The 25,898-nt window shown below is 70.9% G+C and carries 26 protein-coding genes; 19 read left to right on the top strand and 7 right to left on the bottom strand.

What is annotated here, in order from left to right; translation table 11 throughout:
* The first annotated feature begins 86 nt into the window (after positions 1 to 86).
* A complete protein-coding gene (locus tag ACH4RG_RS22760; protein ID WP_398163008.1) occupies positions 87 to 479 on the top strand; it encodes a DUF6086 family protein in 393 nt (130 codons plus the stop codon).
* A 201-nt stretch (positions 480 to 680) separates the two neighbouring features.
* Here the strand turns inward: ACH4RG_RS22760 and ACH4RG_RS22755 are convergent, their stop codons facing one another.
* Positions 681 to 1,661 (bottom strand): RNA polymerase sigma factor SigF, encoded by a 981-nt coding sequence (locus ACH4RG_RS22755; protein ID WP_397921218.1) that lies wholly within the window; start codon positions 1,659 to 1,661, stop codon positions 681 to 683.
* A gap of 285 nt (positions 1,662 to 1,946) precedes the next feature.
* Between ACH4RG_RS22755 and ACH4RG_RS22750 the strand changes: the two genes are divergently transcribed.
* The 6 genes from ACH4RG_RS22750 to ACH4RG_RS22725 all read left to right on the top strand — a co-directional run bounded on the left by ACH4RG_RS22750 (position 1,947) and on the right by ACH4RG_RS22725 (position 7,624).
* Positions 1,947 to 2,315: an STAS domain-containing protein gene (locus ACH4RG_RS22750; protein ID WP_397921220.1), complete on the top strand. Its 369-nt coding sequence runs from the start codon at positions 1,947 to 1,949 to the stop codon at positions 2,313 to 2,315.
* 202 nt (positions 2,316 to 2,517) lie between these two features.
* Positions 2,518 to 3,009, top strand: a complete 492-nt coding sequence (locus tag ACH4RG_RS22745) for an ATP-binding protein (RefSeq protein ID WP_397921222.1) — start codon at positions 2,518 to 2,520, stop codon at positions 3,007 to 3,009.
* Positions 3,010 to 3,223: 214 nt separating this feature from the next.
* Positions 3,224 to 3,946 (top strand): peptidase, encoded by a 723-nt coding sequence (locus ACH4RG_RS22740; protein ID WP_398162894.1) that lies wholly within the window; start codon positions 3,224 to 3,226, stop codon positions 3,944 to 3,946.
* 71 nt (positions 3,947 to 4,017) lie between these two features.
* Positions 4,018 to 5,049 carry a hypothetical protein gene (locus tag ACH4RG_RS22735; protein WP_398540057.1) on the top strand — a complete coding sequence of 344 codons (1,032 nt, stop codon included), beginning with the start codon at positions 4,018 to 4,020 and terminating at the stop codon, positions 5,047 to 5,049.
* Positions 5,046 to 6,203, top strand: coding sequence for a hypothetical protein (locus tag ACH4RG_RS22730; RefSeq protein ID WP_398540056.1), 1,158 nt, complete (start codon positions 5,046 to 5,048; stop codon positions 6,201 to 6,203). The genes ACH4RG_RS22735 and ACH4RG_RS22730 overlap by 4 nt, the downstream gene beginning before the upstream one ends.
* Positions 6,204 to 6,217: 14 nt before the next feature.
* Positions 6,218 to 7,624, top strand: coding sequence for a hypothetical protein (locus tag ACH4RG_RS22725; RefSeq protein WP_398540055.1), 1,407 nt, complete (start codon positions 6,218 to 6,220; stop codon positions 7,622 to 7,624).
* 204 nt (positions 7,625 to 7,828) lie between these two features.
* Here the strand turns inward: ACH4RG_RS22725 and ACH4RG_RS22720 are convergent, their stop codons facing one another.
* Complete coding sequence (locus ACH4RG_RS22720; protein ID WP_398540054.1) at positions 7,829 to 9,328, bottom strand: peptide MFS transporter; 1,500 nt, start codon at positions 9,326 to 9,328, stop codon at positions 7,829 to 7,831.
* Positions 9,329 to 9,816: 488 nt separating this feature from the next.
* Between ACH4RG_RS22720 and ACH4RG_RS22715 the strand changes: the two genes are divergently transcribed.
* Complete coding sequence (locus ACH4RG_RS22715; RefSeq protein ID WP_007450117.1) at positions 9,817 to 10,494, top strand: response regulator transcription factor; 678 nt, start codon at positions 9,817 to 9,819, stop codon at positions 10,492 to 10,494.
* 108 nt (positions 10,495 to 10,602) lie between these two features.
* Positions 10,603 to 11,868, top strand: a complete 1,266-nt coding sequence (locus ACH4RG_RS22710; RefSeq protein WP_361881660.1) for an ATP-binding protein — start codon at positions 10,603 to 10,605, stop codon at positions 11,866 to 11,868.
* A 109-nt stretch (positions 11,869 to 11,977) separates the two neighbouring features.
* Here the strand turns inward: ACH4RG_RS22710 and ACH4RG_RS22705 are convergent, their stop codons facing one another.
* A complete protein-coding gene (locus ACH4RG_RS22705; protein WP_397925928.1) occupies positions 11,978 to 12,499 on the bottom strand; it encodes a GtrA family protein in 522 nt (173 codons plus the stop codon).
* Positions 12,500 to 12,676: 177 nt separating this feature from the next.
* On the opposite strand from ACH4RG_RS22705, the gene ACH4RG_RS22700 reads away from it, so the two are divergent.
* The 3 genes from ACH4RG_RS22700 to ACH4RG_RS22690 are packed head-to-tail and all read left to right on the top strand — an operon-like array spanning position 12,677 to position 15,576.
* A complete protein-coding gene (locus ACH4RG_RS22700; RefSeq protein WP_398540053.1) occupies positions 12,677 to 13,828 on the top strand; it encodes a 5-(carboxyamino)imidazole ribonucleotide synthase in 1,152 nt (383 codons plus the stop codon).
* Complete coding sequence (gene purE, locus ACH4RG_RS22695; RefSeq protein ID WP_007450124.1) at positions 13,825 to 14,373, top strand: 5-(carboxyamino)imidazole ribonucleotide mutase; 549 nt, start codon at positions 13,825 to 13,827, stop codon at positions 14,371 to 14,373. Before ACH4RG_RS22700 ends, purE begins: the two co-directional genes overlap by 4 nt.
* Before the next feature lie 9 nt (positions 14,374 to 14,382).
* Entirely contained in the window at positions 14,383 to 15,576 is a 1,194-nt protein-coding gene (locus tag ACH4RG_RS22690) for a dipeptidase (RefSeq protein ID WP_398540052.1), read from the top strand.
* 71 nt (positions 15,577 to 15,647) lie between these two features.
* Here ACH4RG_RS22690 and ACH4RG_RS22685 read toward each other — a convergent pair whose 3' ends face one another.
* Entirely contained in the window at positions 15,648 to 16,991 is a 1,344-nt protein-coding gene (locus tag ACH4RG_RS22685; RefSeq protein ID WP_397925934.1) for a UDP-glucose dehydrogenase family protein, read from the bottom strand.
* 207 nt (positions 16,992 to 17,198) lie between these two features.
* On the opposite strand from ACH4RG_RS22685, the gene ACH4RG_RS22680 reads away from it, so the two are divergent.
* Positions 17,199 to 18,356 (top strand): acyl-CoA dehydrogenase, encoded by a 1,158-nt coding sequence (locus tag ACH4RG_RS22680; RefSeq protein WP_215106737.1) that lies wholly within the window; start codon positions 17,199 to 17,201, stop codon positions 18,354 to 18,356.
* Positions 18,357 to 18,432: 76 nt separating this feature from the next.
* Here the strand turns inward: ACH4RG_RS22680 and ACH4RG_RS22675 are convergent, their stop codons facing one another.
* Complete coding sequence (locus ACH4RG_RS22675; protein ID WP_398540051.1) at positions 18,433 to 19,011, bottom strand: 1,4-alpha-glucan branching protein; 579 nt, start codon at positions 19,009 to 19,011, stop codon at positions 18,433 to 18,435.
* A gap of 135 nt (positions 19,012 to 19,146) precedes the next feature.
* Between ACH4RG_RS22675 and ACH4RG_RS22670 the strand changes: the two genes are divergently transcribed.
* A complete protein-coding gene (locus ACH4RG_RS22670) occupies positions 19,147 to 19,671 on the top strand; it encodes an AAA family ATPase (protein WP_397925938.1) in 525 nt (174 codons plus the stop codon).
* Positions 19,672 to 19,735: 64 nt separating this feature from the next.
* Here ACH4RG_RS22670 and ACH4RG_RS22665 read toward each other — a convergent pair whose 3' ends face one another.
* Positions 19,736 to 20,308: a dihydrofolate reductase family protein gene (locus ACH4RG_RS22665; protein WP_397925940.1), complete on the bottom strand. Its 573-nt coding sequence runs from the start codon at positions 20,306 to 20,308 to the stop codon at positions 19,736 to 19,738.
* A 162-nt stretch (positions 20,309 to 20,470) separates the two neighbouring features.
* Here ACH4RG_RS22665 and ACH4RG_RS22660 point away from each other — a divergent pair, with 162 nt between their 5' ends.
* The 5 genes from ACH4RG_RS22660 (at position 20,471) to ACH4RG_RS22640 (ending at position 24,601) form a co-directional block, all read left to right on the top strand.
* Positions 20,471 to 20,941: a hypothetical protein gene (locus ACH4RG_RS22660; RefSeq protein ID WP_398540050.1), complete on the top strand. Its 471-nt coding sequence runs from the start codon at positions 20,471 to 20,473 to the stop codon at positions 20,939 to 20,941.
* A 43-nt stretch (positions 20,942 to 20,984) separates the two neighbouring features.
* The gene (locus ACH4RG_RS22655; RefSeq protein ID WP_398540049.1) at positions 20,985 to 21,191 is read left to right on the top strand and encodes a hypothetical protein; all 207 of its coding nucleotides are present in this window, start codon (positions 20,985 to 20,987) and stop codon (positions 21,189 to 21,191) included.
* A gap of 83 nt (positions 21,192 to 21,274) precedes the next feature.
* Positions 21,275 to 21,733, top strand: coding sequence for a hypothetical protein (locus ACH4RG_RS22650; protein WP_397925946.1), 459 nt, complete (start codon positions 21,275 to 21,277; stop codon positions 21,731 to 21,733).
* A 12-nt stretch (positions 21,734 to 21,745) separates the two neighbouring features.
* Positions 21,746 to 23,995, top strand: a complete 2,250-nt coding sequence (locus ACH4RG_RS22645; protein WP_397928212.1) for a DUF6571 family protein — start codon at positions 21,746 to 21,748, stop codon at positions 23,993 to 23,995.
* A 3-nt stretch (positions 23,996 to 23,998) separates the two neighbouring features.
* Positions 23,999 to 24,601 carry a hypothetical protein gene (locus tag ACH4RG_RS22640; RefSeq protein WP_397925950.1) on the top strand — a complete coding sequence of 201 codons (603 nt, stop codon included), beginning with the start codon at positions 23,999 to 24,001 and terminating at the stop codon, positions 24,599 to 24,601.
* Between the two features lie 263 nt (positions 24,602 to 24,864).
* Here ACH4RG_RS22640 and ACH4RG_RS22635 read toward each other — a convergent pair whose 3' ends face one another.
* Positions 24,865 to 25,806 (bottom strand): hypothetical protein, encoded by a 942-nt coding sequence (locus tag ACH4RG_RS22635; protein WP_398540048.1) that lies wholly within the window; start codon positions 25,804 to 25,806, stop codon positions 24,865 to 24,867.
* Positions 25,807 to 25,898: the final 92 nt, after the last annotated feature.

The following is a 25,898-nucleotide window of genomic DNA, read 5'->3' as shown; positions in this document are numbered from 1 at the left end:
CCCCGGCTCGCCTTCCGTGGGGGCCTGACGAGCCGTAAGGTCGGCCCGGTGGCCAGCGAGAGGGTGACGTGAGTCAGTACTACAAAATGGGTGACCGAACCCTGTGGAACCCGTCGAACGGCGCATCTCAGCTGTTCACACGTCAGGTAGCCCTTTATCAAGCCGAATTGGGTCTGGCAGCCGGCATCGGCCCCATGGAGGCCGACGAGTGCCAGATCGACCCCAGCGCATTCGCGGCGTACGCCGACGCTCTGCTCGCCTGGCACGGCGTCACGAGGCACGCCGTCATGGCCACCCTCTCCCAAGGGTTCGTCGCCACGGTGCTGGCCCTGGCCGAGAAGGCGAACATCGAGGTGGACTGGCGGGCCGCCGAGAGTGCCGAGAGCGATCACCTCAAGATCGCGGGACCCCATGCGAAGGAGTGGACGGCCGCGCTGCGCCAGCAGGTGCGCGAACTCACCCGGAGCCTGGCGACCTGAGGATCGGCTCGTCAGCCGCACCCGGGGCAGGCGAGCACCCGGGGCAAGCGAGCACCCGGGGCGGGCTCGCAACCGGCACCGGCACCGGCACTGCGCCTCCGCACGCGGAAGGACCCGCTCCCGGCATCCGGGGCGGGTCCTTCCGCGGTGCTGCTCGAACGGCCGTGGAGCCCCTTGGGAGGACTGCGGGCCGCGTCGGAGTCACTCCTCCACGGTCAGTCCCTTGCGGAGCTTGGCCAGCGTCCTGGAGAGCAGCCGGGACACGTGCATCTGCGAGATGTTCAGCTCCTCGCCGATCTCCGACTGCGTCATGTTGCTGACGAAGCGGAGCGAGAGGATCATCCGGTCCCTGGAGGGCAGCGACGCGATCAGCGGCTTCAGCGACTCGACGTACTCGATTCCTTCGAGACCGTGGTCCTCGTAGCCGATGCGGTCCGCGAGGGCGCCCTCGTTGTCGTCCTCCTCGGGCTTGGCGTCCAGCGAGCTCGCGGTGTACGCGTTGCTCGCGGACATGCCCTCGACGACCTCCTCCGGGCTGATGCCGAGGCGCTCGGACAGCTCCGCCACGGTGGGCGCGCGGTCCAGCTGCTGGGAGAGCTCGTCGCCGGCCTTCGCCAGGTCGAGCCGCAGCTCCTGGAGCCGGCGCGGTACACGCACGGACCAACTGGTGTCACGGAAGAAGCGCTTGATCTCGCCGACGATCGTCGGCATCGCGAACGTGGGGAACTCCACGCCGCGGCTCAGCTCGAACCGGTCGATCGCCTTGATCAGGCCGATGGTGCCGACCTGGACGATGTCCTCCATCGGCTCGCTGCGGGAGCGGAACCGGGAGGCGGCGAACTTGACGAGCGCGAGGTTGAGCTCGACGAGGGTGTTGCGGACGTAGCTGTACTCGTGCGTGCCCTCGTCGAGGGACTCCAGCCGCTCGAAGAGCGTCTTCGACAGGGCCCTGGCGTCGAGAGCGCCCACTTCGGCGTAGGGCGGGATCTCGGGAAGTCCTTCGAGTCCCTCGCCGACCGCGCCGGAGAAGTCTGAGGTGGTGCCGGTGGTGCCGGTGGTGCCGGTGCTGCTGGTGCGCGGGCCGGGAACGGCGCTCGCGGCGGGGGAGTCGGAATTGGTCGGTCCCTGAGGACATGCCGACGGCGCGTTGTGGGTACGCGCTTCGTCGAGCCGGGGTGACATGGGTCTCCTCCATCGTTCTCGGCATATGGCTGCCGATGCCCCTACGTGTTCCTGCGGTGAAGCGGCGCCTCCAAAGCCGGTCGTGTTTCTGGTGTCCCTCTACCCATACCCGGTCGTGGCCAGCAGTGACAAGCGCCAAATGCCGCCATATGTCCGGTTTGTTGAGGTCTCCGACTACCGCGTGGCGAACGGAACGCGTACTGTTTTAGGCACGTCGGCGGCAGCTATGCATACAGCCGCACAGGCAGTGACGCGCACAGTGACGAACGGCGAAGAGGGACAGGCATGGACCGCGGGACGGTCGGCAGTGCTAACCGGGGTCGACTTCAGGTCGAGGCCCGGACCGAGGGGCGCAGCGAGATCGTGACGCCGGTGGGTGAGCTCGACCACCACACCGCCGATCTGCTGCGCGAGCCCCTGGAGCGTGCGGTCGAGCAGGGGCGGTCACGTCTGGTGGTCGACTGCTCCCGGCTGGATTTCTGCGATTCCACCGGACTGAACGTCCTGCTCGGCGCCCGCCTCAAGGCGGAGGCGGTCGGCGGAGGGGTTCATCTGGCCGGAATGCTGCCCGTAGTGGCGAGGGTGTTCGAGATCACCGGCGCGGAGGCGGTCTTCACCGTCCACGCCACGCTCGAAGAGGCCCTGGTCAACTGAACCGGCATGAGTGCGCGACCGCGGGCGTCCCCGATGTCGGCTGTGTCGCGCGATCGTGTGCCTCAAGTGTGTGTTGTTGCGACACGGCAGGGCAGGAGACACCCCGGCGGCGCCGCGCGAAGGCTCCGGCACACTCGGTAACTGATCACTATCTGTTCGAAGGCGACATGGCGACATGGCGAATCGGTGAGGTGAAGCGCTGATGGGCACCACCCGGCAGCATCCGCCGGGCGACCTCGGTCGCGATCCGGACGGAGCGGGCGCGGCCACGCCCGCTCCGGCCGAGCGGCAGTGGCGCACCCTCTCACTCGCACAGGCCAGCGGCATCGTCCCGATGGCCCGTGACTTCGCCCGGCAGGCGCTCCAGGACTGGGGCTGGCTCCCGGCGTCCACCGCGGACCGCAGGGCCGCCGCCGAGGACGTCCTGCTGGTCGTCTCCGAGCTGGTGACGAACGCCTGTCTGCACGCGGAGGGCCCCGAGGAGCTCCGGATCGGCCACACACCCAAGGTCCTGCGAGTGGAGGTCGTCGACCGGGGAGCCGGTCAGCCCGCCCCCCGTACGCCGCACCGCGCCGGCCGGCCCGGTGGGCACGGCATGTTCATCGTGCAGCGCCTCTGCCTCGACTGGGGTGTCCTGCGCACCCCGGACGCACCCGGCAAGACCGTCTGGGCGGAGCTCGCCGCCCCCGCCTAGCCGGGCCCCGCACTTCTCGTCCGTACACCCCACCGGTACGCCTCGGGCGTGCCTCTCACCCGCACCGCGAAGAGCGCGCCGGATCGGCGCGCTCTTTGTCTTCCCTCCATCAGGCCCCGGGCGTACCTTGGGCGCCAAATCTGATGTGCCGTCAGTAATGTGCGTCCGTAAGGGGCGTGGCGCGCGGCGGCGTCCGGCATGAGGGGAACACGAGGTGTCGAACCAGAAGCGGACCACTCTCGCGCTGGCGGCTGCGCTGGCGGGCTCGATCGTGGTCGCGGGCGCGCCCGCCGCGCACGCCGAGGTCGTGGACGTCAACTACCAGTGCGTGACGCCCATCGGGCCCAAGGGGGCGGTCTCGCCCATCGATATCAAGGGCGTGAAGAGCGGCGACGGCTACGAACTCACCATGTCCTTCCGGAAGGGAGTCTCCTCCAGCCCGGTAGAGCTGGGCAAGGGGGCCATGAACCCGAGCGCCGTGATCGAACTGGGCGGCGCGGAGCAGGGGAAGGTCCAGGTCGCAGGCCCGGCGAACAGCGAGGCGATTCCGGCCAACGCTCCGATCAAGATCAGCGACCTGTCGGGCACGTACACCCCGAAGAAGAGCGGCAAGGTCACCTTCACCGCCGGGGTCCTCACCATCAAGGCCCTCGGTACGACCACCACCTGTACGCCGAAGAACAGCCCCGGCCCCTCCCTCGAACTCGACGTCCAGGGGGCGGGCGCCTCACCGGACGGCGGCTCCACCGACGGCGGTTCGACGGGCGGCGCGTCCACCGGCGGTTCGACCGGCGGCGCTTCGGGTGGTGGTGAGCTGCCCCGCACCGGCCCGCTGGACTCGGCGGCGGCGCTCGGCACGCTCGGCGGCACCGTGCTGCTGAGCGGGGCGGCCGGAGTGCTCTGGCTGACCCGGCGAGGACAGCGCGCCACGGGCTGAGACCGGCACCACGGGCTGAGACCGGCACGGTCCAGCGCAGCATCGCCGCCGGAAGGCAGAGGAGCCGCCCCATGTCGCCACTCACCCCGCGCCTCCGCCGGGCGCTGCTCGTCCTCGCGTCGGTGCTCGCCGCGCAACTGTGCGCGCTCCCCCCGCTTCCGGCCGCCGCGGACGCCCCGGCCGGCACCGCCACCCCGGCCGTGACCGCCGCTCGGGCCGACACCGCCGCGGACGCCCCGGCGGGCTGGACGGCCAGGCCCGCCGGCCCGGGCGCCGGCCGGGACGCCAGGCCGTACGTCTATCTGGAGGGCACCCCCGGCACGGCCCTCCAGGACCGTCTCGCGGTGAGCAACTCGGGCCGCGCCCCGCTGACCGTACGGCTCCGGGGCGACGGCCGGGCCGGCGCCTGGATCGGGTTCGCCGCGGACACCGTCACCGTCCCGCCCCGGACCCGCGCCGAGGTGCCGCTCGCCCTCACGGTGCCGCCCGCCGCGGTGCCCGGCGACGCTTCCGGGGAGGTGGTGGCCGACGACGGGGACGAGGAGATCCGCGTACCGGTCCGGGTCCGGATCGGCGGTCCGACGCTGGCGGCGCTCACCGTCGAGGACGTCGAGATATCCGACGGGACCATCCGGTACGCCCTGGTCAACCGGGGCAACGCGATGCTGGAGCCCCGGCTCGCGGTACGTGCCGACGGGATGTTCGGCACCCTGCTGGACCGCCCGGAACGCCCCCTGCCGCTGGAGCTGGCCCCCGGCCGGAGGGTGGAGCGGGCCGAACCCTGGCCCGACGCCCCGGCCCTGGACGCGGTCACCGTACGGCTGACGGTCACCGCGCCGGGGGGTGCCCGGGGCGAGGCCGAGGCGTCGGCGACGTACATCCCGGTGGCCCCGGCCGTCGGTGCCGGACTGCTGGTCCTCGGCGGCCTGGCCCTGCTCGGCTCCGCCGCGTACCGACGGCGACGCACCCGGCGGGGCGGCCCCGGACCGGCGGCCGCGGAAACAGCCGACGGCGGGCGACCGCTGACAGGGACGAGGCCCTCGGTGAAGGCGGGGCCCCCGGTGACGGCAGGCCCCCTGGTGAAGGCGGGAGCGGAATCGTGACGCGGCAGCCCGGCCCCCGGGCCTCCCGGCGCACCGCGTCGCCCGTCCTCCTGCTCCTGGCGGCCGCTCTCCTGGCCCTCCTGCCCGCCCTGTCCGTCCTGACGGCGCCGGGCGCTCGGGCGGCCGCCGGCGATCCCACCGTCAGCCTGTCCAAGAAGGAGGCGGGCAAGGGCGGAGAGATCACCGTCAGCGGCAGCGGCTGGCGCGCCCAGGCGTTGCTGATGCTGCTGATCTGCGGTCAGTCCGCGCCGGAGCGGGGTGTGGTCGGCGGCACCAATGCCTGTGCCAACGCCGACGGCCGCGCCGTCACGACCGACGAGAAGGGTGCCTTCAGCAAGAAGCTGCCGGTCACGGAGCCACCGAAGCCGTGCCCCTGCGTGGTGCACGTCGCCACGGTGACCGGTGAACAGGCGCTGGCCGACGCGGTGTTCACGGTGGCGGGCCACCCCACGGCGGACCTGCCGGAACAGACCGGCGACGGGAAGCTCGCGGTGCTGGCCACCACCCGCCTGGAGGGCGACAGTTCCCTGCTCACCTGGTTCGGGGCCCCGCCGGCCCGCCGGCTCGTCTTCACCGTGGGCAATCTCGGCTCCGCGCCCGTCAAGGACCCCGTCTTCGAGATCGGCACCGCGCACGGCGTCTACGCGCCGCAGTGGGAGGAGCGCCGGTGGCGCGGCACGGTCGCCCCGGGCGTCAAGGCGCGGATCGAGTTGCCGGTCGAACTGTCGGCGGGCGCGCACGGCGACTACCAGGTGTCCCTGCGCTACGGGCAGAAGGTGCTGGCCGAACAGCCGTGGGGGGTCGGCCGCCCCTGGGGGGTCACGCTCTTCTGGGTCCTGCTCTGCCTGGTCGTCCCGGCGGCCGTCTTCCGTATCGGCATGGCGGTCGTGGACAAGGTCCGGCCGCGGCCCGCCGGCTCGCACCGTACGCGTACGCCGGCCACGCGACGGAGGCCGAAGCGGCGCGGGCGCACCGGCGCGGGCGCGGGCCGGGACGCGATCACGGCCCCGGGCGCGACCACTGAAGCGACCACGAACGCCGCCACGACCACGGACCCGACCACAGACGCGACCACGGCCGTGCTGCCGTGGTTCACCCCGGATTCCGCACCGTCCGAGAACCGACCCCGACCTACGACGAAGGGACAAACGTGAGCACGCAACGGAGGATGAGCGCGGCCGGAGTCGCGCTGATGCTCGGCGGCGCGGGCATCCTGATGGCCGCGAGTCCGGCCCGGGCCGCCGAGGTCAGTTACGCGACGGAGTGCGTTCCGCCGCCGATCTCGGGACTGCCCGCGGTGCAGGGCAACACGAAGGCGGAGCTGACCGCTCCGGCCGAGGCGAAGGTGGGCGACGAGATCGAGATCGTCTGGAAGACGGTCGAGGCCGCGTCCAAGAACCCGGACGTGCTGGATCTGGGAGCGGACACCGTCAAGCCGACCGGGACCGTCACCCTGGGCGGTTCGGCGAGCGGCGAACTGAGGCTGGAGGGCCCGCGGAAGAACCCGCCGATTCCCAAGAACAGCCCCATGGTGCTGCCCGACATGAAGGGCACGCTCAAGCTGGAGACCGCGGGGGAGATCACCCTGACGCCGGGCGCGTACGCCATCAACGTGTCCAAGCCGATCTCCACGGACACCAAGTGCGCGCCGCAGGAAGAGGTGCGGGCGGGCGCCACGATCAAGGTCACCGAGGGCGGCGGCTCCACCACGGGCGGCACGACCTCCGGAGGCGCGACATCAGGAGGTGCGGACAGCGGCGGCACGGACGCCGGAGGCACCTCCTCCGGCGGCGCCGACACCGGAGGAACCACGTCCGGAGGAACCACGTCCGGCGGCACGACGTCGGGCGGCTCGGACGGCGGCGCGGACACCGGGGGCGCCGCGTCCGGCGGCAGCACCGGCGGCGGGGGCGGGGAGACCGACTTCCCCGGCAAGGAGGTGTCCGTCGCCTACGCGTGCAAGACCCCGATCGGGGACAAGAACGCCACCTCACCGGTCAGGATCAGCGCCAGGAAGAGCGGCGGCGACTACGACCTGACGGTGGAGTTCAGCAAGTCCGTGATGGACAGCCCGATCGACATCCCGGCGGGCCAGGTGAAGCCGTCCATGGACGTCGGGCTCGGCGGGGCGGACAAGGGCACGGTCAAGGTCGAAGGGCCGGTGAACAAGGAGGTCATCAAGACCGGCGCCCCGATCGAGATCCCCGACCTCACCGGCACGTACAAGCCCGGTGCGAGCGGCAGGTCGACGCTCAGCCCCGGCGTCCTCACCGTGATGGCCGCCGGTACGAAGACCACCTGCACACCGCCCGCGGGCGTGGCCGTCTCCCTGGAGCTGGACACCTCCGCCCAGCCGGGCGGCGCGTCCGGAGGCAGCGGGAGCGGCGGCGCGGCGGACTCCGGCGGAGCCGCGGCGTCCGGCGGCGGCACGGACTCCGGCGGCGGCCTGGCCGCCACCGGGGCCGAGGACGACGGCGCGCTGAGGGCGCTCGGCCTGGTCGCCGGCACGGCGATCCTGCTGGGCGGCGCGGTGTTCACGTTCACCCCGTGGCGGAGGCTGCGCGGAGCCCGCTGAGCCGGGACCACGAGCGGAGCCCACGAGCGGAGCCCACGAGCGGAGCCCACGAGCCGGGACCACGAGCCAGGACCACGAGCCAGGACCACGAGCCAGGACCACGAGCGGGGCCCCACCCGGAGAGCACTCCTCCGGGTGGGGCCCCGCTCATGGTCAGAACGTGCTCGCATCACCGCTGTCGGGTCCCGAGCGGGAACAGGGCAGCTACTTGACGTTGCCCATGAGAGCGCGGATCTTGCGTCCCGCCACGATGAAGGCGATACCCGCCGCGACGGCCACGACCCCTTGCAGCGTGTAGTACGCGGCGTCGCCCAGCGGGGCGTTGAGCTTCGTGGTCCAGCCGTTCAGGGCGTTGCCCGTCGACGTGGCCAGGAACCACAGGCCCATGATCTGGCCCATGAACATCTTCGGCGCCAGCTTCGTGGACAGCGAGAGGCCGACCGGGGAGAGGCACATCTCACCCATGGTCTGCGCCAGGTAGACGGCGAGCAGCCAGAAGACGGTGACCTTGCCGGTCTCGCTGTTCGCCGCGGCCGCGCCCGCCAGGCCCATGATGCCGAACGAGCCGCCGATGAGGAGCATCGCCAGCGCGAACTTCATCGGCGTGCTGGGCTCACGGTTGCGCGTGGCCAGCTTGACCCAGATCGTGGCGAAGATCGGGGCCAGGATGATGACCAGTGCGGGGTTGACCGACTGCAGCCAGGAGGCCGGGAACTCCCAGCCGCCGATGAAGCGGTCCGTCTTGTTGTCCGCGAAGATCGTCAGCAGCGATCCGGACTGGTCGTAGATCATCCAGAAGAGCACGGCCGTGATGAAGAACCACACGTAGGCCTTGATCTTCGGCCGGTCCTCCTTGGTCAGCGCCGGGTCCCGGAAGATCGTGATGAAGTAGACGACCGGCACGACGACGCCCAGCACGGCCAGGACGTTGACGATGTGCTCGATGTCGTACGTGCCCAGCGCCAGGTCGATCAGCAGCGCCGCGACCGCGACGCCGGACCACAGGCCCACCTTGCGCAGCATCTGCCGCCGCTCCTCGGGGGAGGCGGGCTTCGCGGGCAGCTTGCCGATGTCGCCGAGGTGCTTGGAGCCCAGCACGTACTGGATGACCGCGAAGGTCATACCCACACCGGCGACACCGAAGCCGAGGTGCCAGTTGACGTTCTCGCCGAGGTAGCCGACCAGCAGCGGAGCGGCGAAGCCACCGATGTTGATCGCCATGTAGAACAGGGTGAAGCCGGCGTCACGGCGGGCACTGGACTGGTTCTCGTAGAGCGCGCCCACCATCGCCGAGATGTTCGGCTTCAGCAGACCCGTACCGACCGCGATCAGCGCGAGGCCGAAGAAGAACGTGATGTCGCTCGGCAGCGCGAGCGCGAAGTGACCCAGTGCGATGACGATCCCGCCGACCAGAACGGCCTTGCGGGCGCCCCAGAGGCGGTCGGCGACCCAGCCGCCGGGCATCGCGGCCATGTAGACGACGGCGTTGTAGACACCGTAGATGGAGGCGGCGAGCGCCTCCCGGCCCTCCAGGGGGCCGTCGAGCACGGCGGCCACCAAGTACAGGGTGAGGATGGCGCGCATCCCGTAGAAGGAGAAGCGTTCCCACATCTCCGTCATGAACAGGGTGGCCATACCGCGGGGGTGGCCGAAGAAGGTCTTCTCGCCGGAACTCGGCGAGTCCTTCGTCAGGCTGGACGCCATGGTCGATCCTTGCTGGTCGGGACGCGACGCCTCGTGAGCTGTACGCGCCCGGTGGGGGGCAGCCGGCACCGGCGCGGCATACCCCGGCCCCACGCCTGAAGGGGGACGTGCTCCGTGCGGCCGGGCTCCTGACGGAGGTACGGCGGCGGAGCGGGGAAGAACCGCGTCGGGATCCACGCCCGGAGCGCGTCCTCACGCTCCGGGCCCGGCTCACAGGTCATTCACTCAGGAGCCGGCGGGTACCGGCCCCGCACACAAAAGAGACCCTTGGCGCTCATGGCTGCCCAAAGGTCCTTGAGTAGTGCAACAGGCGTTGGGACACCATACGACACGACACAGCGGGATATGAAAGGACTTGAGACATGGATCACAGGTCCGAGTGGAACCGTACTCCCCTATTCAAAGGTCCCTGTCCGCTTTGTGGCGCTGACCCGCAGGTGACGTCGTGGGCCTCACCTCGGACCCCCCGTCCGGACTACCATCAGTCCATGACCCGTGTACTGCTCGCCGAGGACGACGCATCCATCTCGGAGCCACTGGCCCGCGCACTGCGTCGGGAGGGCTACGAGGTCGAGGTCCGCCAGGACGGTCCGACCGCGCTCGACGCCGGACTCCAGGGCGGCATCGACCTGGTCGTCCTCGACCTGGGGCTGCCCGGGATGGACGGTCTCGAAGTCGCCCGCAGGCTCCGGGCCGGCGGTCACACCATCCCGATCCTGGTCCTGACGGCCCGCGCCGACGAGGTCGACACGGTCGTCGGTCTGGACGCGGGGGCCGACGACTACGTCACCAAGCCGTTCCGGCTCGCCGAGCTGCTCGCCCGGGTCCGCGCCCTGCTGCGCCGCGGGGCCTCCGAGCCCGTGCCGCAGCCCGCCACCCACGGGGTCAGGATCGACGTCGAGTCGCACCGGGCCTGGATGGGCGAGGAGGAACTCCAGCTCACCGCCAAGGAGTTCGACCTCCTGCGGGTCCTGGTCCGGGACGCCGGCCGGGTCGTCACCCGCGACCAGCTGATGCGCGAGGTCTGGGACACCACCTGGTGGTCCTCCACCAAGACCCTCGACATGCACATCTCCTGGCTGCGCAAGAAGCTCGGCGACGACGCCGCCAATCCGCGCTACATCGCCACCGTCCGGGGCGTCGGCTTCCGGTTCGAGAAGAGCTGACGTACGAAACCCCCATGCACCCGAAACTCCCCCGCACCCTGAAGTCCGCTCCGGACACCACCCCGACGCGGGTGGCCACGTGCGTCCCGACGACCTGAAGAGGCGGGTATGCGCCGCCGGCTGATCAACTCCACGCTCGCCGTGGTGCTCGTCGTCATCGCCGTCTTCGGCGTCTCGCTGGTGATCGTCGAGACGCGCACCATCAGCGCCAGCGCCCAGGAGAGCGTCGAGTCCGAGGCGCTCCGGCTGATCAGCGTGGTCGACAGCCGGCTGCTGGGCGCTGAGCGCATCAATCCCGGGGTGCTGGCCGAGCAGATCGACCCCAAGCGGTACGCCCTGGTCGAGATCCCCGGCCGCGAGCCCATCGCCGTCGGCGAGCGTCCCGTCGGCAGCGTCCTGCGCGCCGTCGAGACCGGCGAGCAGGGCGAGACCGTCACCGTCGAGGAGTCCCGCTCGGCGGTCACCCGCGAGGTCGGCCGCACGCTCCTGATCATCGGTGCGGTGGCGCTGCTGGCGATCGTCTCGGCCGTACTGCTCGCCGTACGCCAGGCGAACCGGCTGGCCTCCCCGCTCACCGACCTCGCCGAGACCGCGGAGCGCCTCGGCTCCGGGGACCCCCGCCCGCGTCACAAGCGGTACGGGGTGCCCGAGCTGGACCGGGTCGCCGACGTCCTGGACTCCTCTGCCGAGCGGATCGCCCGGATGCTGACCGCCGAACGCCGGCTCGCCGCGGACGCCTCGCACCAACTGCGGACGCCGCTGACCGCCCTCTCCATGCGGATCGAGGAGATCTCCGTCACCGACGACCCCGACACGGTGAAGGAGGAGGCGAACATCGCCCTCACCCAGGTCGAGCGCCTCACCGACGTCGTCGAACGGCTCCTGACGAACTCCCGCGACCCGCGCACCGGCTCCGCCGTCGTCTTCGACCTCGACGAGATCGTCAAGCAGCAGATCGAGGAGTGGCGCCCCGCCTACCGCAGCGCCGGCCGCGCACTGGTCTGCTCCGGCAAGCACGGGCTGAAGGCCGTCGGCACCCCGGGCGCGGTCGCCCAGGTCCTGGCGGCGCTGATCGAGAACTCCCTCATGCACGGCGGTGGCACCGTCGCCCTGCGCACCCGGGTCACCGGCAACCAGGCGGTCATCGAGGTCACCGACGAGGGCCCCGGCGTCCCCGCCGAACTGGGGGCGCGGATCTTCGAGCGGACCATCAGCGGCCGCAACTCCACCGGCATCGGCCTGGCCGTCGCCCGCGATCTCTCGGAGGCGGACGGCGGACGGCTGGAGCTGCTCCAGCAGCACCCGGCGGTCTTCGCGCTCTTCCTCAGCCGGGTCCCGGTCGACCGCAGGACTCCTGAGCGCCCGGTGCGCTGACAACGACGGGCGTGCCGGACCGGTTCCCCTACGGCCGCGTCCGGTCGGTTCCGCGGAAGTGCCGCAGGCCGGTTCCGTACGGGGCAGGAATCCTGCGTCGGGCCGCGGGTCAGTTCCGTACGGGGGCGGGCGTTACCCGCTCCTCCGCCGGCCCGCGCTGCTCCAGAAACCGTTCCGCGTTCAGCACGGCCTCCTTGGCGGGCAGGGTCTTGAAGACCCAGGTCCGGTAGGACCAGAAGCGGAACAGGGTGGCGACCCCGATGCCGACGATCTTGAAGACGTTGCTCTGGACCGGGGTGTTCCAGCCGAAGCCGTACGTCGCCAGGTACAGCACCCCCGTCTCGATCACCGCGCCCGCCGCGCTGAACAGCAGGAAAAGGGCCAGCTCACGGGTCCGGCCGGTCTTGTCGCGGTCCCGGTAGGTCCAGTAGCGGAAGCCCACGTAGTTGAAGAGGATCGCGACGAACGTCGCCACCACGCTCGCCCGGACCACCTGGAGGTCCGTCGTGTGCCGCAGCAGGTTGAAGACCGCGATGTTGACCAGCAGGCCGAAAGCGCCGACCGCGCCGAACTTGGCGACCTCCCGGGCCAGCAGCTCAAGCCGGGTCCGCAGTGCGCCCCGTTCGCTCATGGTGATCGCTGGCCCCGTCCGTCGGAAGGCGTCTGGAAGACGTGTCGACGCAAGCACGTCAACTCCGCCATGCTAACCAGCCCACCCGTGTGACGCCCGTGAGTCCGCGGGGGTGGTGGCCGGACTGCATCCGTACGGCCGTCCGGGAACCACCGGCGTGGCGGATATCCTGAAGACGTGACGTTCCCGGTAGTCGGCATGGTCGGCGGCGGTCAGCTCGCCCGCATGACCCACGAGGCGGGTATCCCCCTCGGCCTGAAATTCAAGCTGCTCAGTGACACCCCCCAGGACTCGGCGGCCCAGGTGGTGAGCGAGGTCGTCATCGGCGACTATCGCGACCTGGACACGCTGCGCGCCTTCGCGCGCGGCTGCGACGTGATCACCTTCGATCACGAGCACGTGCCGACCGAGCATCTGCGGGCCCTGGAGGCGGACGGCATCCCCGTGCGTCCCGGCCCCGATGCCCTGGTGCACGCCCAGGACAAGGGGGTGATGCGCGCCAAGCTCCTGGAGATCGGCGCACCCTGCCCCCGCCACCGCGTCGTGAGCGATCCGGCCGACGCCGCCGCGTTCGCCGAGGAGGTCGGGGGCTTCCCCGTCATCCTCAAGACCGTCCGCGGCGGCTACGACGGCAAGGGCGTGTGGGTGGTCCGCTCCGAGGAGGACGCCGCCGACCCGTTCCGCGCAGGGGTCCCGGTCCTCGCGGAGGAGAAGGTCGACTTCGTACGGGAGCTGGCGGCGAACATCGTCCGCTCGCCGCACGGCCAGGCCGTCGCCTACCCGGTCGTCGAGTCCATCCAGGTCGACGGCGTCTGCGACACGGTGATCGCCCCCGCCCCCGGGCTGGACGAGGCACTGGCCGGCGAGGCCCAGCGGCTCGCGCTGCGCATCGCCGCCGAGCTGGGCGTCGTCGGACACCTCGCGGTGGAACTGTTCGAGACCCGCGGACCCGACGGGAAGCCCGGCATCCTGGTCAACGAGCTGGCGATGCGCCCGCACAACTCGGGCCACTGGACCATGGACGGCGCGATCACCTCCCAGTTCGCCAACCACGTACGGGCGGTCCTCGACCTCCCGCTCGGCGACCCGCGCCCCCGCGCCCCCTGGACGGTCATGTGCAACGTCCTGGGCGGCGACTATCCGGACATGTACCAGGCGTATCTGCACTGCATGGCCCGCGACCCGCAGCTCAAGATCCACATGTACGGCAAGGACGTGAAGCCCGGCCGCAAGGTCGGCCACGTCAACACCTACGGCGATGACCTGGCGGACGTGCGGGAGCGCGCCCGGCACGCGGCCGACTACCTGCGAGGAACGATCACCGAATGACTTCCCCCGGCACCGGATCCCCCGCCGCCCCTCTCGTCGGCATCGTCATGGGCTCGGACTCCGACTGGCCCGTCATGGAGGCCGCCGCCAAGGCGCTCGACGAGTTCGAGATCCCCTACGAGGTCGACGTCGTCTCCGCCCACCGCATGGCGCGCGAGATGATCGCCTACGGCGACGCGGCCGCGGGCCGGGGCCTGAAGGCGATCGTCGCGGGCGCGGGCGGCGCCGCCGCACTGCCCGGCATGCTGGCCTCGGTCACCCCGCTGCCGGTCATCGGCGTCCCGGTGCCGCTGAAGTACCTGGACGGCATGGACAGCCTGCTCTCCATCGTCCAGATGCCGGCCGGGGTCCCCGTCGCCACCGTCTCCGTCGGCGGCGCGCGCAACGCGGGCCTGCTGGCCGCACGGATCCTCGCCGCGTCCGACCCCGCGCTCCAGGAGCGGATGCAGGAGTTCCTGCAGGAGCTGAACGACCAGGCCACCGAGAAGGGCAAACGTCTGCGCGCCAAGGTCCAGGGCGCGGACTCCTTCGGCTTCGGAAAGTAGGGGCTCCCCATGAACCATCTGGAGCGGGCCCGCGAGCTCCTCGCCGCCCACCCCGTCGTCGACGGCCACAACGACCTCCCCTGGGCCCTGCGCGAACAGGTCGGCTACGACCTCGACGCCCGGGACATCGCCGCCGATCAGCGCGGCCTGCTCCACACCGACCTGAACCGGCTGCGGGCCGGCGGGGTCGGCGGCCAGTTCTGGTCGGTGTACGTCCGCACCGACCTGACCGACGACGCGGCCGTCAGCGCCACCCTGGAACAGATCGACGTCGTCGGCGAGCTGATCGCCCGCTACCCGACGCACCTGCGGCGGGCGCTCACCGCCGACGACCTGGAGAAGGCCCGCGCCGAGGGCCGGATCGCCTCCCTGATGGGCGCCGAGGGCGGCCACTCCATCAACAACTCCCTGGGCACCCTGCGCGCCCTGTACGACCTGGGCGTCCGCTACCTGACGCTCACCCACAACGACAACATCGACTGGGCCGACAGCGCGACGGACCTGCCGCGCCTCGGCGGCCTCTCCGCCTTCGGCCACGAGGTCGTCCGCGAGATGAACCGCGTCGGCATGCTGGTCGACCTCAGCCACGTCGCGGACGGCGTCATGCGCGACGCGCTCGCCACCAGCACCGCGCCGGTGATCTTCTCGCACTCCTCGGCCCGCGCCGTCTGCGACCACCCGCGCAACATCCCCGACGACGTGCTCGCGGCCCTTCCTGCCAACGGCGGCGTCGCGATGGCGACCTTCGTCCCGAAGTTCGTGCTGCCCGAGGCCGTCGCCTGGACCCAGGCCGCCGACCGCAACATGCGTGAGCACGGCCTGCACCACCTCGACACCACCCCGACCGCGATGCGCATCCACGAGGACTTCGAGGCGGCCAACCCGCGCCCCGAGGCCACCGTCTCGACCATCGCGGACCACCTCGACCACATGCGCGCGGTCGCGGGCGTCGACCACATCGGCATCGGCGGCGACTACGACGGCACGGCGTTCACCCCGCGCGGCCTGGAGGACGTCTCCGGCTACCCGAACCTCATCGCGGAGCTGCTGCGGCGGAACTGGTCCGAGGGCGACCTCGCCAAGCTGACCTGGCAGAACTCCGTACGGGTGCTGCGCGACGCGGAGGCCGTGGCCCGAGACGAGCAGAGCCGGCGCGGCCCGTCCCACTCGACGATCGCGGAGCTGGACGGCCCGCTCGGCTGACGCCGGGAGGTCTTCGCGCCCAGCGCCGTGAGGGCGAGCGCCCTGAAGCGCTCGCCCTCACGGCGGAGCTATCAGGCCTTCGGGCGGCCCATCGCCCGGTACGTCCACCCGGCCTGGCGCCACACCGCGCTGTCCAGGGCGTTGCGGCCGTCCAGGATGATCCGGCGGGCGGCCACCTCGCCCAGCTCCGCCGGATCCAGCTCGCGGAACTCGCGCCACTCCGTCAGGTGCAGCACCACGTCCGCCCCGCGCACCGCCTCCAGCGCGGAGTCCGCGTAGCCGAGCGTCGGGAACAGTCGCCGGGCGTTGGCCATCCCCTTCGGGTCGAACACGGTCACCTGGCCGCCCTGGAGATGGATCTGCCCGGCGACGTTGAGCGCGGGGGAGTCGCGTACGTCGTCGGAGTCGGGCTTGAACGCCGCGCCCAGCACCGCCACCCGCTTGCCGAGGAACGAGTCGCCGCCCACCGCCTCCCGGGCCAGCTCCACCATGTGGCCGCGGCGGCGCATGTTGATGGAGTCGACCTCGCGGAGGAAGGTGAGCGCCTGGTCCGCGCCCAGCTCGCCGGCGCGCGCCATGAAGGCGCGGATGTCCTTGGGCAGGCAGCCGCCGCCGAAGCCGATCCCGGCCCGCAGGAACTTCTTCCCGATGCGGTCGTCGTGCCCGATGGCCTCCGCGAGCTTCACGACGTCCCCGTCGGCGGCCTCGCACACCTCGGCCATCGCGTTGATGAAGGAGATCTTGGTCGCCAGGAAGGAGTTGGCGGAGGTCTTCACCAGCTCGGCGGTCGGGAAGTCGGTCACCACGAACGGCGAGCCCTCCGCGACGGGCCCGGCGTACACCTCGCGCAGCAGCTTCTCGGCCCCCTCGCTCGCGACGCCGACGACGATCCGGTCGGGGTGCAGGGTGTCCTTCACGGCGAAGCCCTCGCGGAGGAACTCCGGGTTCCACGCCAGCTCGGCGTCGGCGCCCGCCGGAGCGAGCTCCGCGAGGCGGGCCGCGAGGCGGGCGGCGGAGCCCACCGGGACGGTCGACTTGCCGACGACCAGCGCGGGCCGGGCCAGGTGCGGGGCCAGCGAGTCGAAGGCACTGTCGACGTAGCTCATGTCGCAGGCGTACTCGCCGTGCTTCTGCGGGGTGTTCACACAGACGAAGTGGACGTCGCCGAACTCCCCGACCTCCTCCCAGGAGGTGGTGAAGCGCAGCCGCCCGGTGGATCCCTCGATACCGGCGACGTGCCGCTGGAGCATCTCCTCGAGACCCGGTTCGTACATCGGCACGCGGCCGGTGGAGAGCAGTTCGATCTTCTCCGGCACGACGTCGAGCCCCAGGACCTCGAAGCCCAGCTCGGCCATGGCCGCGGCATGGGTGGCGCCGAGATAGCCGGTGCCGATCACAGTGATCCTGAGGGCCATGGAGTGCTCCTGGGAGATGCGGACGGACGTGCGGACCGAGCATAGTCGGGCAGCGGAAGGCCGGAATTCACCGCTCGATCTGTCTGGTGTGCCTGATATGTCCCACCCCTGTCGGCAAGCTCACGTACGCGGCACGTATGCCGTCCGGCGGTCGGCGCACTAAAATTGGGTTACTTAACGGTAGTTAGCATCTGGGGAGTGAGCGTCTTGGCGGGTTCGACCGATTTCGACCTGTACCGTCCGGCCGAGGAGCACGACATGCTCCGCGAGACCATCCGCGCCCTCGCCGAGACGAAGATCGCCCCCTTCGCCGCCGCGGTCGACGAGGAGAGCCGCTTCCCGCAGGAGGCGCTGGACGCCCTGGTCGCCTCGGACCTGCACGCCGTCCACGTCCCGGAGGAGTACGGCGGCGCCGGCGCCGACGCGCTCGCCACGGTCATCGTGATCGAGGAGGTGGCCCGCGCCTGTGCCTCCTCCTCCCTGATCCCGGCCGTCAACAAGCTCGGCTCGCTCCCGGTGATCCTCTCCGGCTCCGAGGAGCTGAAGCGCAAGTACCTCGGCCCGCTCGCCAAGGGCGACGCGATGTTCTCGTACGCCCTCTCCGAGCCGGACGCCGGCTCCGACGCGGCGGGAATGAAGACGAAGGCCGTGCGCGACGGCGACTTCTGGGTCCTCAACGGCGTGAAGCGCTGGATCACCAACGCGGGCGTCTCCGAGTACTACACGGTCATGGCCGTCACCGACCCGACCAAGCGCTCCAAGGGCATCTCCGCGTTCGTCGTCGAGAAGTCCGACGAGGGCGTCTCCTTCGGCGCCCCGGAGAAGAAGCTCGGCATCAAGGGCTCTCCGACCCGCGAGGTCTACTTCGACAACGTGCGCATCCCCGCCGACCGGATGATCGGCGAGGAGGGCACCGGCTTCGCCACCGCGATGAAGACCCTGGACCACACCCGCATCACCATCGCGGCCCAGGCCCTCGGCATCGCCCAGGGCGCGCTGGACTACGCCAAGGGGTACGTCCAGGAGCGCAAGCAGTTCGGCAAGCCGATCGCGGACTTCCAGGGCATCCAGTTCATGCTCGCCGACATGGCCATGAAGCTGGAGGCGGCCCGCCAGCTCACCTACTCGGCCGCCGCCAAGTCCCAGCGCGTCGACGGCGACCTCACGTTCTTCGGCGCCGCGGCCAAGTGCTTCGCCTCCGACGTCGCCATGGAGGTCACCACGGACGCGGTCCAGCTGCTCGGCGGCTACGGCTACACGCGGGACTACCCGGTGGAGCGCATGATGCGCGACGCCAAGATCACCCAGATTTATGAGGGCACGAACCAGGTCCAGCGCATCGTGATGGCGCGCAACCTGCCGTAACGCCTTCCGCCGACGGCCCCCGGCGCAGCGCCGGGGGCCGTTCGCATGGGCTCCGCCCACCGCGGAGTGACGGACGCTACCGCGAGGCGACGGCCGCCAGCTCTCCCCGTACGGCCGTTCCGTCCGGCCAGGTCCAGCCGGCGACGAGACGGCCCGGCGCTCCCTGTTCGGCTTCCGACGCCCGCAGGACGCGGTTGATCCGGACGTCGGCGCCCTGGTCGGCACCGGCCCCGTGCACGACGACGGTCGGGTCGGGGGTGTCGCTCACGCTCTGCTGCTGCGGCTCCGCCTCGCCGCGCAGAAGGGCGCGCAACCGCGCCAGCACCACCGGGTCGTGGGCGCCGTCGTAGATCCACCGGGCGCCGAGCACTCCGTGCTCGGAGGTGCCGATCAGCGCCTCGTCGGGGACACCCTCCAGTGCCGCGCCGCGGTAGCCCAGCGGCACCAGATACGCCACCGGCTCCTGCCCGGCCGTGTCCGCCACGACCATGAACTCGATCCCGACCTCCCCTTCCGGGTCGTCCAGCCGGAACCCGCCGGCCTTGACCAGGTCCGGCGTCTGCCCGGAGTCCGCGTACCAGCTCTGCTTCGGCAGCCAGCCGGTGAGCAGCTCCAACTTGGTGGGCTCCATGGTGGTGCGGTGGACGGTTGCCATGCGGGCTCCCTGATACGTAGGTCGGGTCCGTCGTCACGACGGGTGTGTCCGAACCTACGGCGAACGATCGCTCCGGGGCGCGGAGTATTCGGCCGCGCCGGAATTGGAGTGCTCGGCCATGTCTAGGGTGGAGCGATGATCATCTGGCTGAACGGAACCTTCGGCGCGGGCAAGACCACCACCGCGAAGGAGGTGACCTCGCTCCTCCCGGACTCCCGGCTGTTCGACACCGAGAAGGTCGGCGAGATGCTCTGGCACGTGCTCGGCGTGCCGGAGAAGGACTTCCAAGACTTCCCGCCCTGGCGGGGCCTGGTGGTGGAGACCGCGCGGCAGGTGCTCGACCACGTGGGCGGAACGCTGGTGGTCACGCAGACGGTCCTGGTCGAGCCGTACTGGCAGGAGATCCACGCCGGTCTGACACGGGCCGGTATCCCCGTGCACCACGTCCTGCTGCACACGGACCGGGACACGCTCGTCGAACGCATCGAGACCGACAGCAAACCCGAGAGCGCCGGCGCCCGGCAGTGGCGGCTGGACCATCTGACCGACTACGAGCGGGCCCTGCCGTGGCTCCGCCGGGAGGCCAGGGAAATCGACACGACGGGCGTCCCGCCCTCCCGGGTGGCGGAGGCCGTCGTGCACGGGGCGCCCACCGGCTGACCGGTCCGCCAGGGGGGGTGGGAGGCGCCGGTCCGGAGCGGCCGGGGGCGCCCGTCCGGGCGCGTCAGCGGACGACCTCGAAGACGTTCTTCTGGATGCCGTTGGCGTACGCCTCGTGCTCGACCAGCTTCAGCTTCTGCGCGTCCTTGTCCGTCGCGCTGAACAGGCGCTTGCCCGCGCCGAGCAGGAGCGGGAAGACGAGCAGGTGGTACCGGTCGACCAGGTCGGCGTCCGCGAGGTTCCGGTTCAGCTCGGTGCTGCCGTGGACGATGATCGGGCCGCCCTCGGTCTCCTTCAGGGCGGCGACCTCGTCGAGCGACCGCAGGATCGTGGTCTCGCCCCAGTCGGACACCAGGTCGCCCTCGGTCAGCTGGGTGGAGACGACGTACTTCGGCATCGCCTTGTACCCCGTGAACTCCTCCATGCCCGGCCACACCGGGCTGAACGCCTCGTAGCTCGCCCGGCCCAGCAGCAGGGCCGTGGCCTCGTCCTGCTCCCGGCTCTTGAGCTCGTACGCCTCCGGCAGGAACTCCACGTCCTTGAACGTCCACCCCGAGTTCCGGTAGCCGGGCTCGCCGCCCGGGGCCTCCATGACGCCGTCGAGCGAAACGAAGGCGGTGCTGATCAGGGTGCGCATCAGATCTCCTGGCTGTGTCGTTTGCGGGGCCCCGGTTCGGTGCCCGGTGCCGCCTCCCAGTCTTACGGAAGTACAGACCGCGCACCCCGCGAAAACTCATCGGTCTTGCACCGCGCACCGCCCCCAGCCGCACCCCGGCCCCGGCCGGTAGCCTCCCTCCCCATGACCGAACTCGACAGGCTGACCGCCCTCTTCAGCGTCCTGGGGGCGGATGACGACGCCCGCGACTGGGCCGAGTCGGAGGCGGAGGAGGGGCTGCCGCAGCTCGCCCGCTACCGCCTCCTGCGGACGGTGTGGCAGGACGTCGACGCCTGGAGCACGGCCGCCCCGCGGTGGGTCGACGCCTACCGCAGCGACGGGGCGGCGGCCGACGCCGTCGACCGGGCCCTCGCGGCCGGGCTCACCCCCGAGGACCTCGGCGCACTGGCCCGGGAGATCGCCAGGGAGACCGCGTTCGGGGTGCTGTACGCCCTGGGGGACCCGGCCGACGGGTCGCTCCCGGCGGAGGTCGAGGCACAGCTGCCCGGCTGGCGGCTGGCCGAGCTGACCCCGGCCGGCGCACCGACCGGCCGCCATCTCGACGCCCTCCACGAGGACTTCGCCGAACTCGAACCGAAGGGGATCGTGCCATGAGGGGTGTGACCGAGGCGGCCACCCCCTTCGACCGTGCCGAGCGGTGTATCCGGTCCGGCAGGCCGAGGCGTACGCCCGCACCTGCGCCCGGCTCTGCGCCCACCCGGCGGCGGCCCTCCTCGACGCCGCCGGGGCCGGGGCCGGCAGCCGCGTCCTCGACGTGGGCAGCGGCAGCGGCACCGTCAGCTTCCTCGCCGGCGGGCGGGATACGAGGGTGTACGCCGGCACAACGCCTGCTGGGAGGTCGTAGATCCACTGCTGGAGAATCGTTTGATCACACAGGTATCGTGACGCGCTCGAAGCGACTTCTAGTCAGTACACGGGGTGTGGGTCATGTCGTTCGAAGAGGAATGGGGCGCGCTGAAGGCCGCCGCCGCGATGAGGCTGAACCAGGTCGGCGGCGCCGGCGGTTCCGGGCCCAAGGGGTCGGCCGACTTCGTGGTCAAGGACGACGAGCTGGGAAGCATCGGTCACGCCGCGTTCGACCTGTTCAACGGCCTGGAACCGGCCGGCAAGCACGCGAAGGCGGCGAGCGACACCGCAGGCAAGAGTCTCAAGGGCGACGGGTTCGAGACCGGTACAGCGTTCACCGAAGTGATCGGGACCTGGGAGAAGCAGGTCAAAAGCCTTCTGCAGGCCTGCGCACACATCTCCAACCACCTCGACTACACGAAGAAGTCGAGAAAGTCCGACGACGAGTGGCTGGAAACGCAGCTGCGCATCGTCGGCCCCGTCGCCCCGGACGCGGACGCATCTGTCTCCGCCTCGCAGCTCAACAAGTACTTCCGGTAAGGAGCCGCCGCCGTGCCTACCTTCGAGCAGCTCCTCACGGCCGGTCTCGGCCCGATGGAAACCGCGGTCACCCAGTGGACCGAGATGATCGGCAAGCTGAAATCCCCTCTCAGGGACAACGCCAAGGCGATGAAGTCCAAGGCCGACAAGTCCACGTGGAAGGGCGAGAACGCCACCGTCACCAAGGAGTTCGTCACCAAGACGGCCAAGGAGTTCAGTGACGCCGTCACCGAGGCCGAGTCGGTGCGCGACCTCCTGAGGGACGCCCACACCCTCTTCAAGTCGGCCCAGGACGACCTGAAGCACGCGTACGAGAACCCCCCGCCGGGCATCGTCATCTACCCCAACGGCGTTCTCAGCCACCGGGTGCACCCCGACCGCCGCTCCAAGGACAGCACCGAACCCGTCGCCACCGAGGCGCAGTTCGAGGCGCTGCGCGGCAAGCTCGAAGGCATCCTGAAGCGTGCGAACGAAGCCGACGAGCTCTGTGCCTGGGGTCTGCGCGCACTGGTCCGCAACCACCCCAACGACTTCGGCAGCACCGACATCGGCGGTATCGCCGAGGCCAGGAAGCTGCGCGCCGAGGAGAAGCAGCAGGCGGAGAACGGCCGCGAGGCCGCCAAGCTCTACGCCCGCTGGGAACACCTCGACGACGACGAGCGCGAGCGGCTCCTCACCCTCGCCGAGGAGGGCAAGGGCTCGCCGGCCTTCGCCGAGCAGCTGATGACGAACATCAGCTACCGGGGCCGGGACCAGCAGGAGGCCGTGCTGCTGCTCGCCAGCAGCCTGGAGTCGGGTGGCCGCGACGGCCAGCTCTCCGGCTCCGACGCCCGCCTCTACCGGGCGCTGTCCGGCTCCCTGGCCACCGCCACGGGACCCGATGCGTCGACCGGCGCCCCGGGCGGGGTCACCTCGGCCTGGACCGACAAGCTCATCACCACGGCCCGCGACGGCAACGGCCTGCCCCGCCAGCACCCCGGGGCCATCGGGGGCGGTGCCGCGACCCTGAAGAACCTCACGGACCTGATGGCCGCCGACGTCGGCGACAACGCTGTGTACGACCCGAACAAGGACCCCGAGGAGAAGTCCTCGCCCTGGAAGAAGGACGAGGGCGACCCGGTCTTCAGCGAGGCGTTCCTGACCGAGGTCGGCGACACCATCCGCGACTGGGAGACGGACAACGACGACGCCTACGACGGCGTCATGAAGAACTGGCAGGGCACGCAGGAGGACCCGATGAAGGGCCTGCTGAACGCCATGAGCCGCAACCCGTCCGCCTCCACCCACTACTTCGACCCGAACACCACCGACAACCTCAAGTACTTCCTGGAAGACCGGGAGTGGCCCGGTGGTGCGGTCGAGAACAAGATGCCGGACGAGACGCAGTACACCTCGGCCCGCGCCGAACTCGGCCTCGCGCTCGAATCCGCGGCCACCGGTCGCGAGCCCGGCTCACCGATGCACCCGGTGCCCGCTCACCACGACGCCGCCGAGACCGCGATCTTCGAGCGGGTGATGGGCGAGTACACGGAGGCGCTCCACAAGGACCAGACCGCCATCCCCGTCTCCATGCGCCTGCCGATGGCCGACATGATCGCCGACTACGGATCCGACGTGCACCAGATTCTGGGCAAGGAGATGAACGGACCAACCGATTTCAACAACCTCGAGATCGAACGGGGCGACCTCACCCGGATCATCCGAGCCACGGTGGAAGACCCCAACGCCTATAAGATGATCCATGGCTCGCAGACCGTGGTTATCGGTGAAGGGCTCGAACGCTACCCGGCGGAGTCTTTCCGCAAGGAGGATCCGGAGCTGCGGGCCTGGGTTCAGCAGTCCGCGAATGTGCTGGGCAGCCTCGATGGAGTGCGCGACGACGTCATCTTCGACCTGGGCCAGGCGGAGAAGGACGCCAACGCCTACGAGAAGATGCTCAATTACCACCTCGTCGGCGGGCTGCTGACCCCCATCCCGATAGCCGGCGACGCGATTCAGCGCTCGGTGGACTGGGGCCTGAGCGACGGCCTGAACGGGGACAACGCCACGGTCGATGCCGAGACCCGCGAGAAGAGGATCAAGCATTACGAAGACGGCCAGGATCAGCTGAACGGCATGTTGCGTGGCATAGCGATCAAACGCGGGCTGACGGAGGACGAACTGGACGCCAGTCCCGGCGAGTTCGAGAACCACCTCCAGGCGAAGGCCAAGGAGTGGTACCTCACCGGCCACGCCGAGGCCAAGAAGCTGACAGGGGAGTAATCGATGGACAAGAAGTGGCTGCCGTTGACCATCACGCTCGCCGTCGTCGGCGTGGCTGTGGTGACGGCGAGTGTCTGGCCCGACGACAAGGAGGAGCCGCCGCTGCCGCAGAGCCTGTGTCATGGTGCGCTCAGCCGGGAGACGGCGGAGCTGATCGACGACGGCCAGGGCGGGGAGATCAGCACGGACGAGTGGGAGAGCAAGGGCAGGACCACTGACTTCGCGGTGTTCAAAGCGTGCCGTGTGCTGCGCGCGAACCCGTACGACGACGACGACAACCCGCGCGGGGTCTACAAACTGGTCATCGAGGACACCTCCAGCCCTCCCGGCAGCAAGAAGGGCTCCACCTCTCTCGGTTCCGGGCTGGTCGGCTGGGCGCTCCCCGAGCGGGCCACGGTCACCTTGCCTGCCGGCTGCCCCGCCCGCATGGGCTCGACCGCCCCGTACGTCAGGGTGTGGCTCGACGTGCCCTCGCAGGACGAGGAGAAGCTGGCCAGGCTGGAGCGGAAGCGGCCTGTCGAGGCGGACATCGCGCTGCGCAACAACGTGACCGTGATGCGGGAAGTGGCCGCCAGGCTCGCCGAGCGGTACGACTGCGCCGAATGACGCCGCCCGGTCACGTCGCCGGGCGGCCATGGCTGCACTTGCCGACGACGCTCCACATGCCGTCGCCGGCCGCGGCGGCGTAAAGAGCTGGGACGGGTCCTCGCCGCCCGCGACGACCGGGGCCGGGGTGGCGGGGTGGGGGTCAGGCCTACGACCGGGCCGATGCCGTGCCCATGGTCGCGCCCCTCCTCGCCGGATGCCGTCGCCAGGCATAGCGACGACGCCCGACCGCGCGCCCGCCGCGTGGCCGTCGGTGCGCGGGCCTACGCCGCCTCCCAGTACTGGGCCCGGCAGTCGCGGCAGTGGCCCGGGGCCGGGGAGCGAAAGGCGCGGTCGCAGCCCTCGCAGGTCTGGAAGGGGGTGACGGGCGTCCGGGGGGCCGCAGTCAGCTCCTGGGCGCCGGGGAGCGGTGGTGGCAGGAGCACGGTGAGGCGGTGTCTGACGATCTTCGCCGGGTACTTGGGCGGCTGCGGGAGCTCGGTCGTCAGAGCATGGCGGATGGCGTCGGGGTGCGCGCCGCGTTCCAGCCAGGCAGCGGCGCCGGGGACCAGCTCCTCGACGTCTCCCTCGGAGAGCACCAGCTCCGGCGCGTGACGCCGAAGGTCGGCGAGGAGCGCGGACGCGGCCCGGTGCAGCTCCGGGGTCAGCTCGCGGGGCTGCGGGAGCGGCCGACGCGGAGGTTTCGGCGCGATGCGCGACGGTAGACGGACCGGTGGGGGCCCTTCCTCCGGTACGGGGGTGGGCTCGGGCGCGACCACGGGCGCGGGCACCACGGGCGTCACCACCGGCCTCGGCACCGACGCCACCGTTACCGGCGCCACTGCCCCGCCCCGCAGTAGAGCCCCCGGCTGGTTGCAGAACACCGTGCGGGTCACCATCCGGCCGTTCGCCAGCCTCTCGCGGGTCCGGTGCAGATAGTCGTGGGTCTCCAGCTCGCGCAGGGCGGCGGCGATCGTCGTCTCACCTTCGGCGAAGCGGGCCGCGAGCGCCTTGATGCCGACCTGGGACCCGGCGGGCAGCGACTGGATGTATACGCCGATCCCGATCGCGGTGAGGGAGAGCTCGGCGTGCTGTGCGAGGTGGTTGCCGACGACCGTGAAGCGACTCGCGTGCGGTACGGCGACGTGGATCACGCCGGAGACCGGCAGGGGTCCGGGAACCTCTGCCAGGGCGCGGGTGAGGGCGATATCGTGCTGGGTATCCATCGGGAAGCTCTTCTCTTCCTTGGTGGTCAGGTCCTCGCTCGGGATTGCCGTCCCGGCGGGGGCCGTCTCATGTCTGGGGTTGTGTCAGCGCG

The organism is Streptomyces sp. NPDC021019 (assembly GCF_044333295.1).
Classification (GTDB): Bacteria; Actinomycetota; Actinomycetes; order Streptomycetales; family Streptomycetaceae; genus Streptomyces.
Note: the sequence above shows the minus strand (reverse complement) of the source record. Positions and strands in the feature narration are given on the sequence as shown.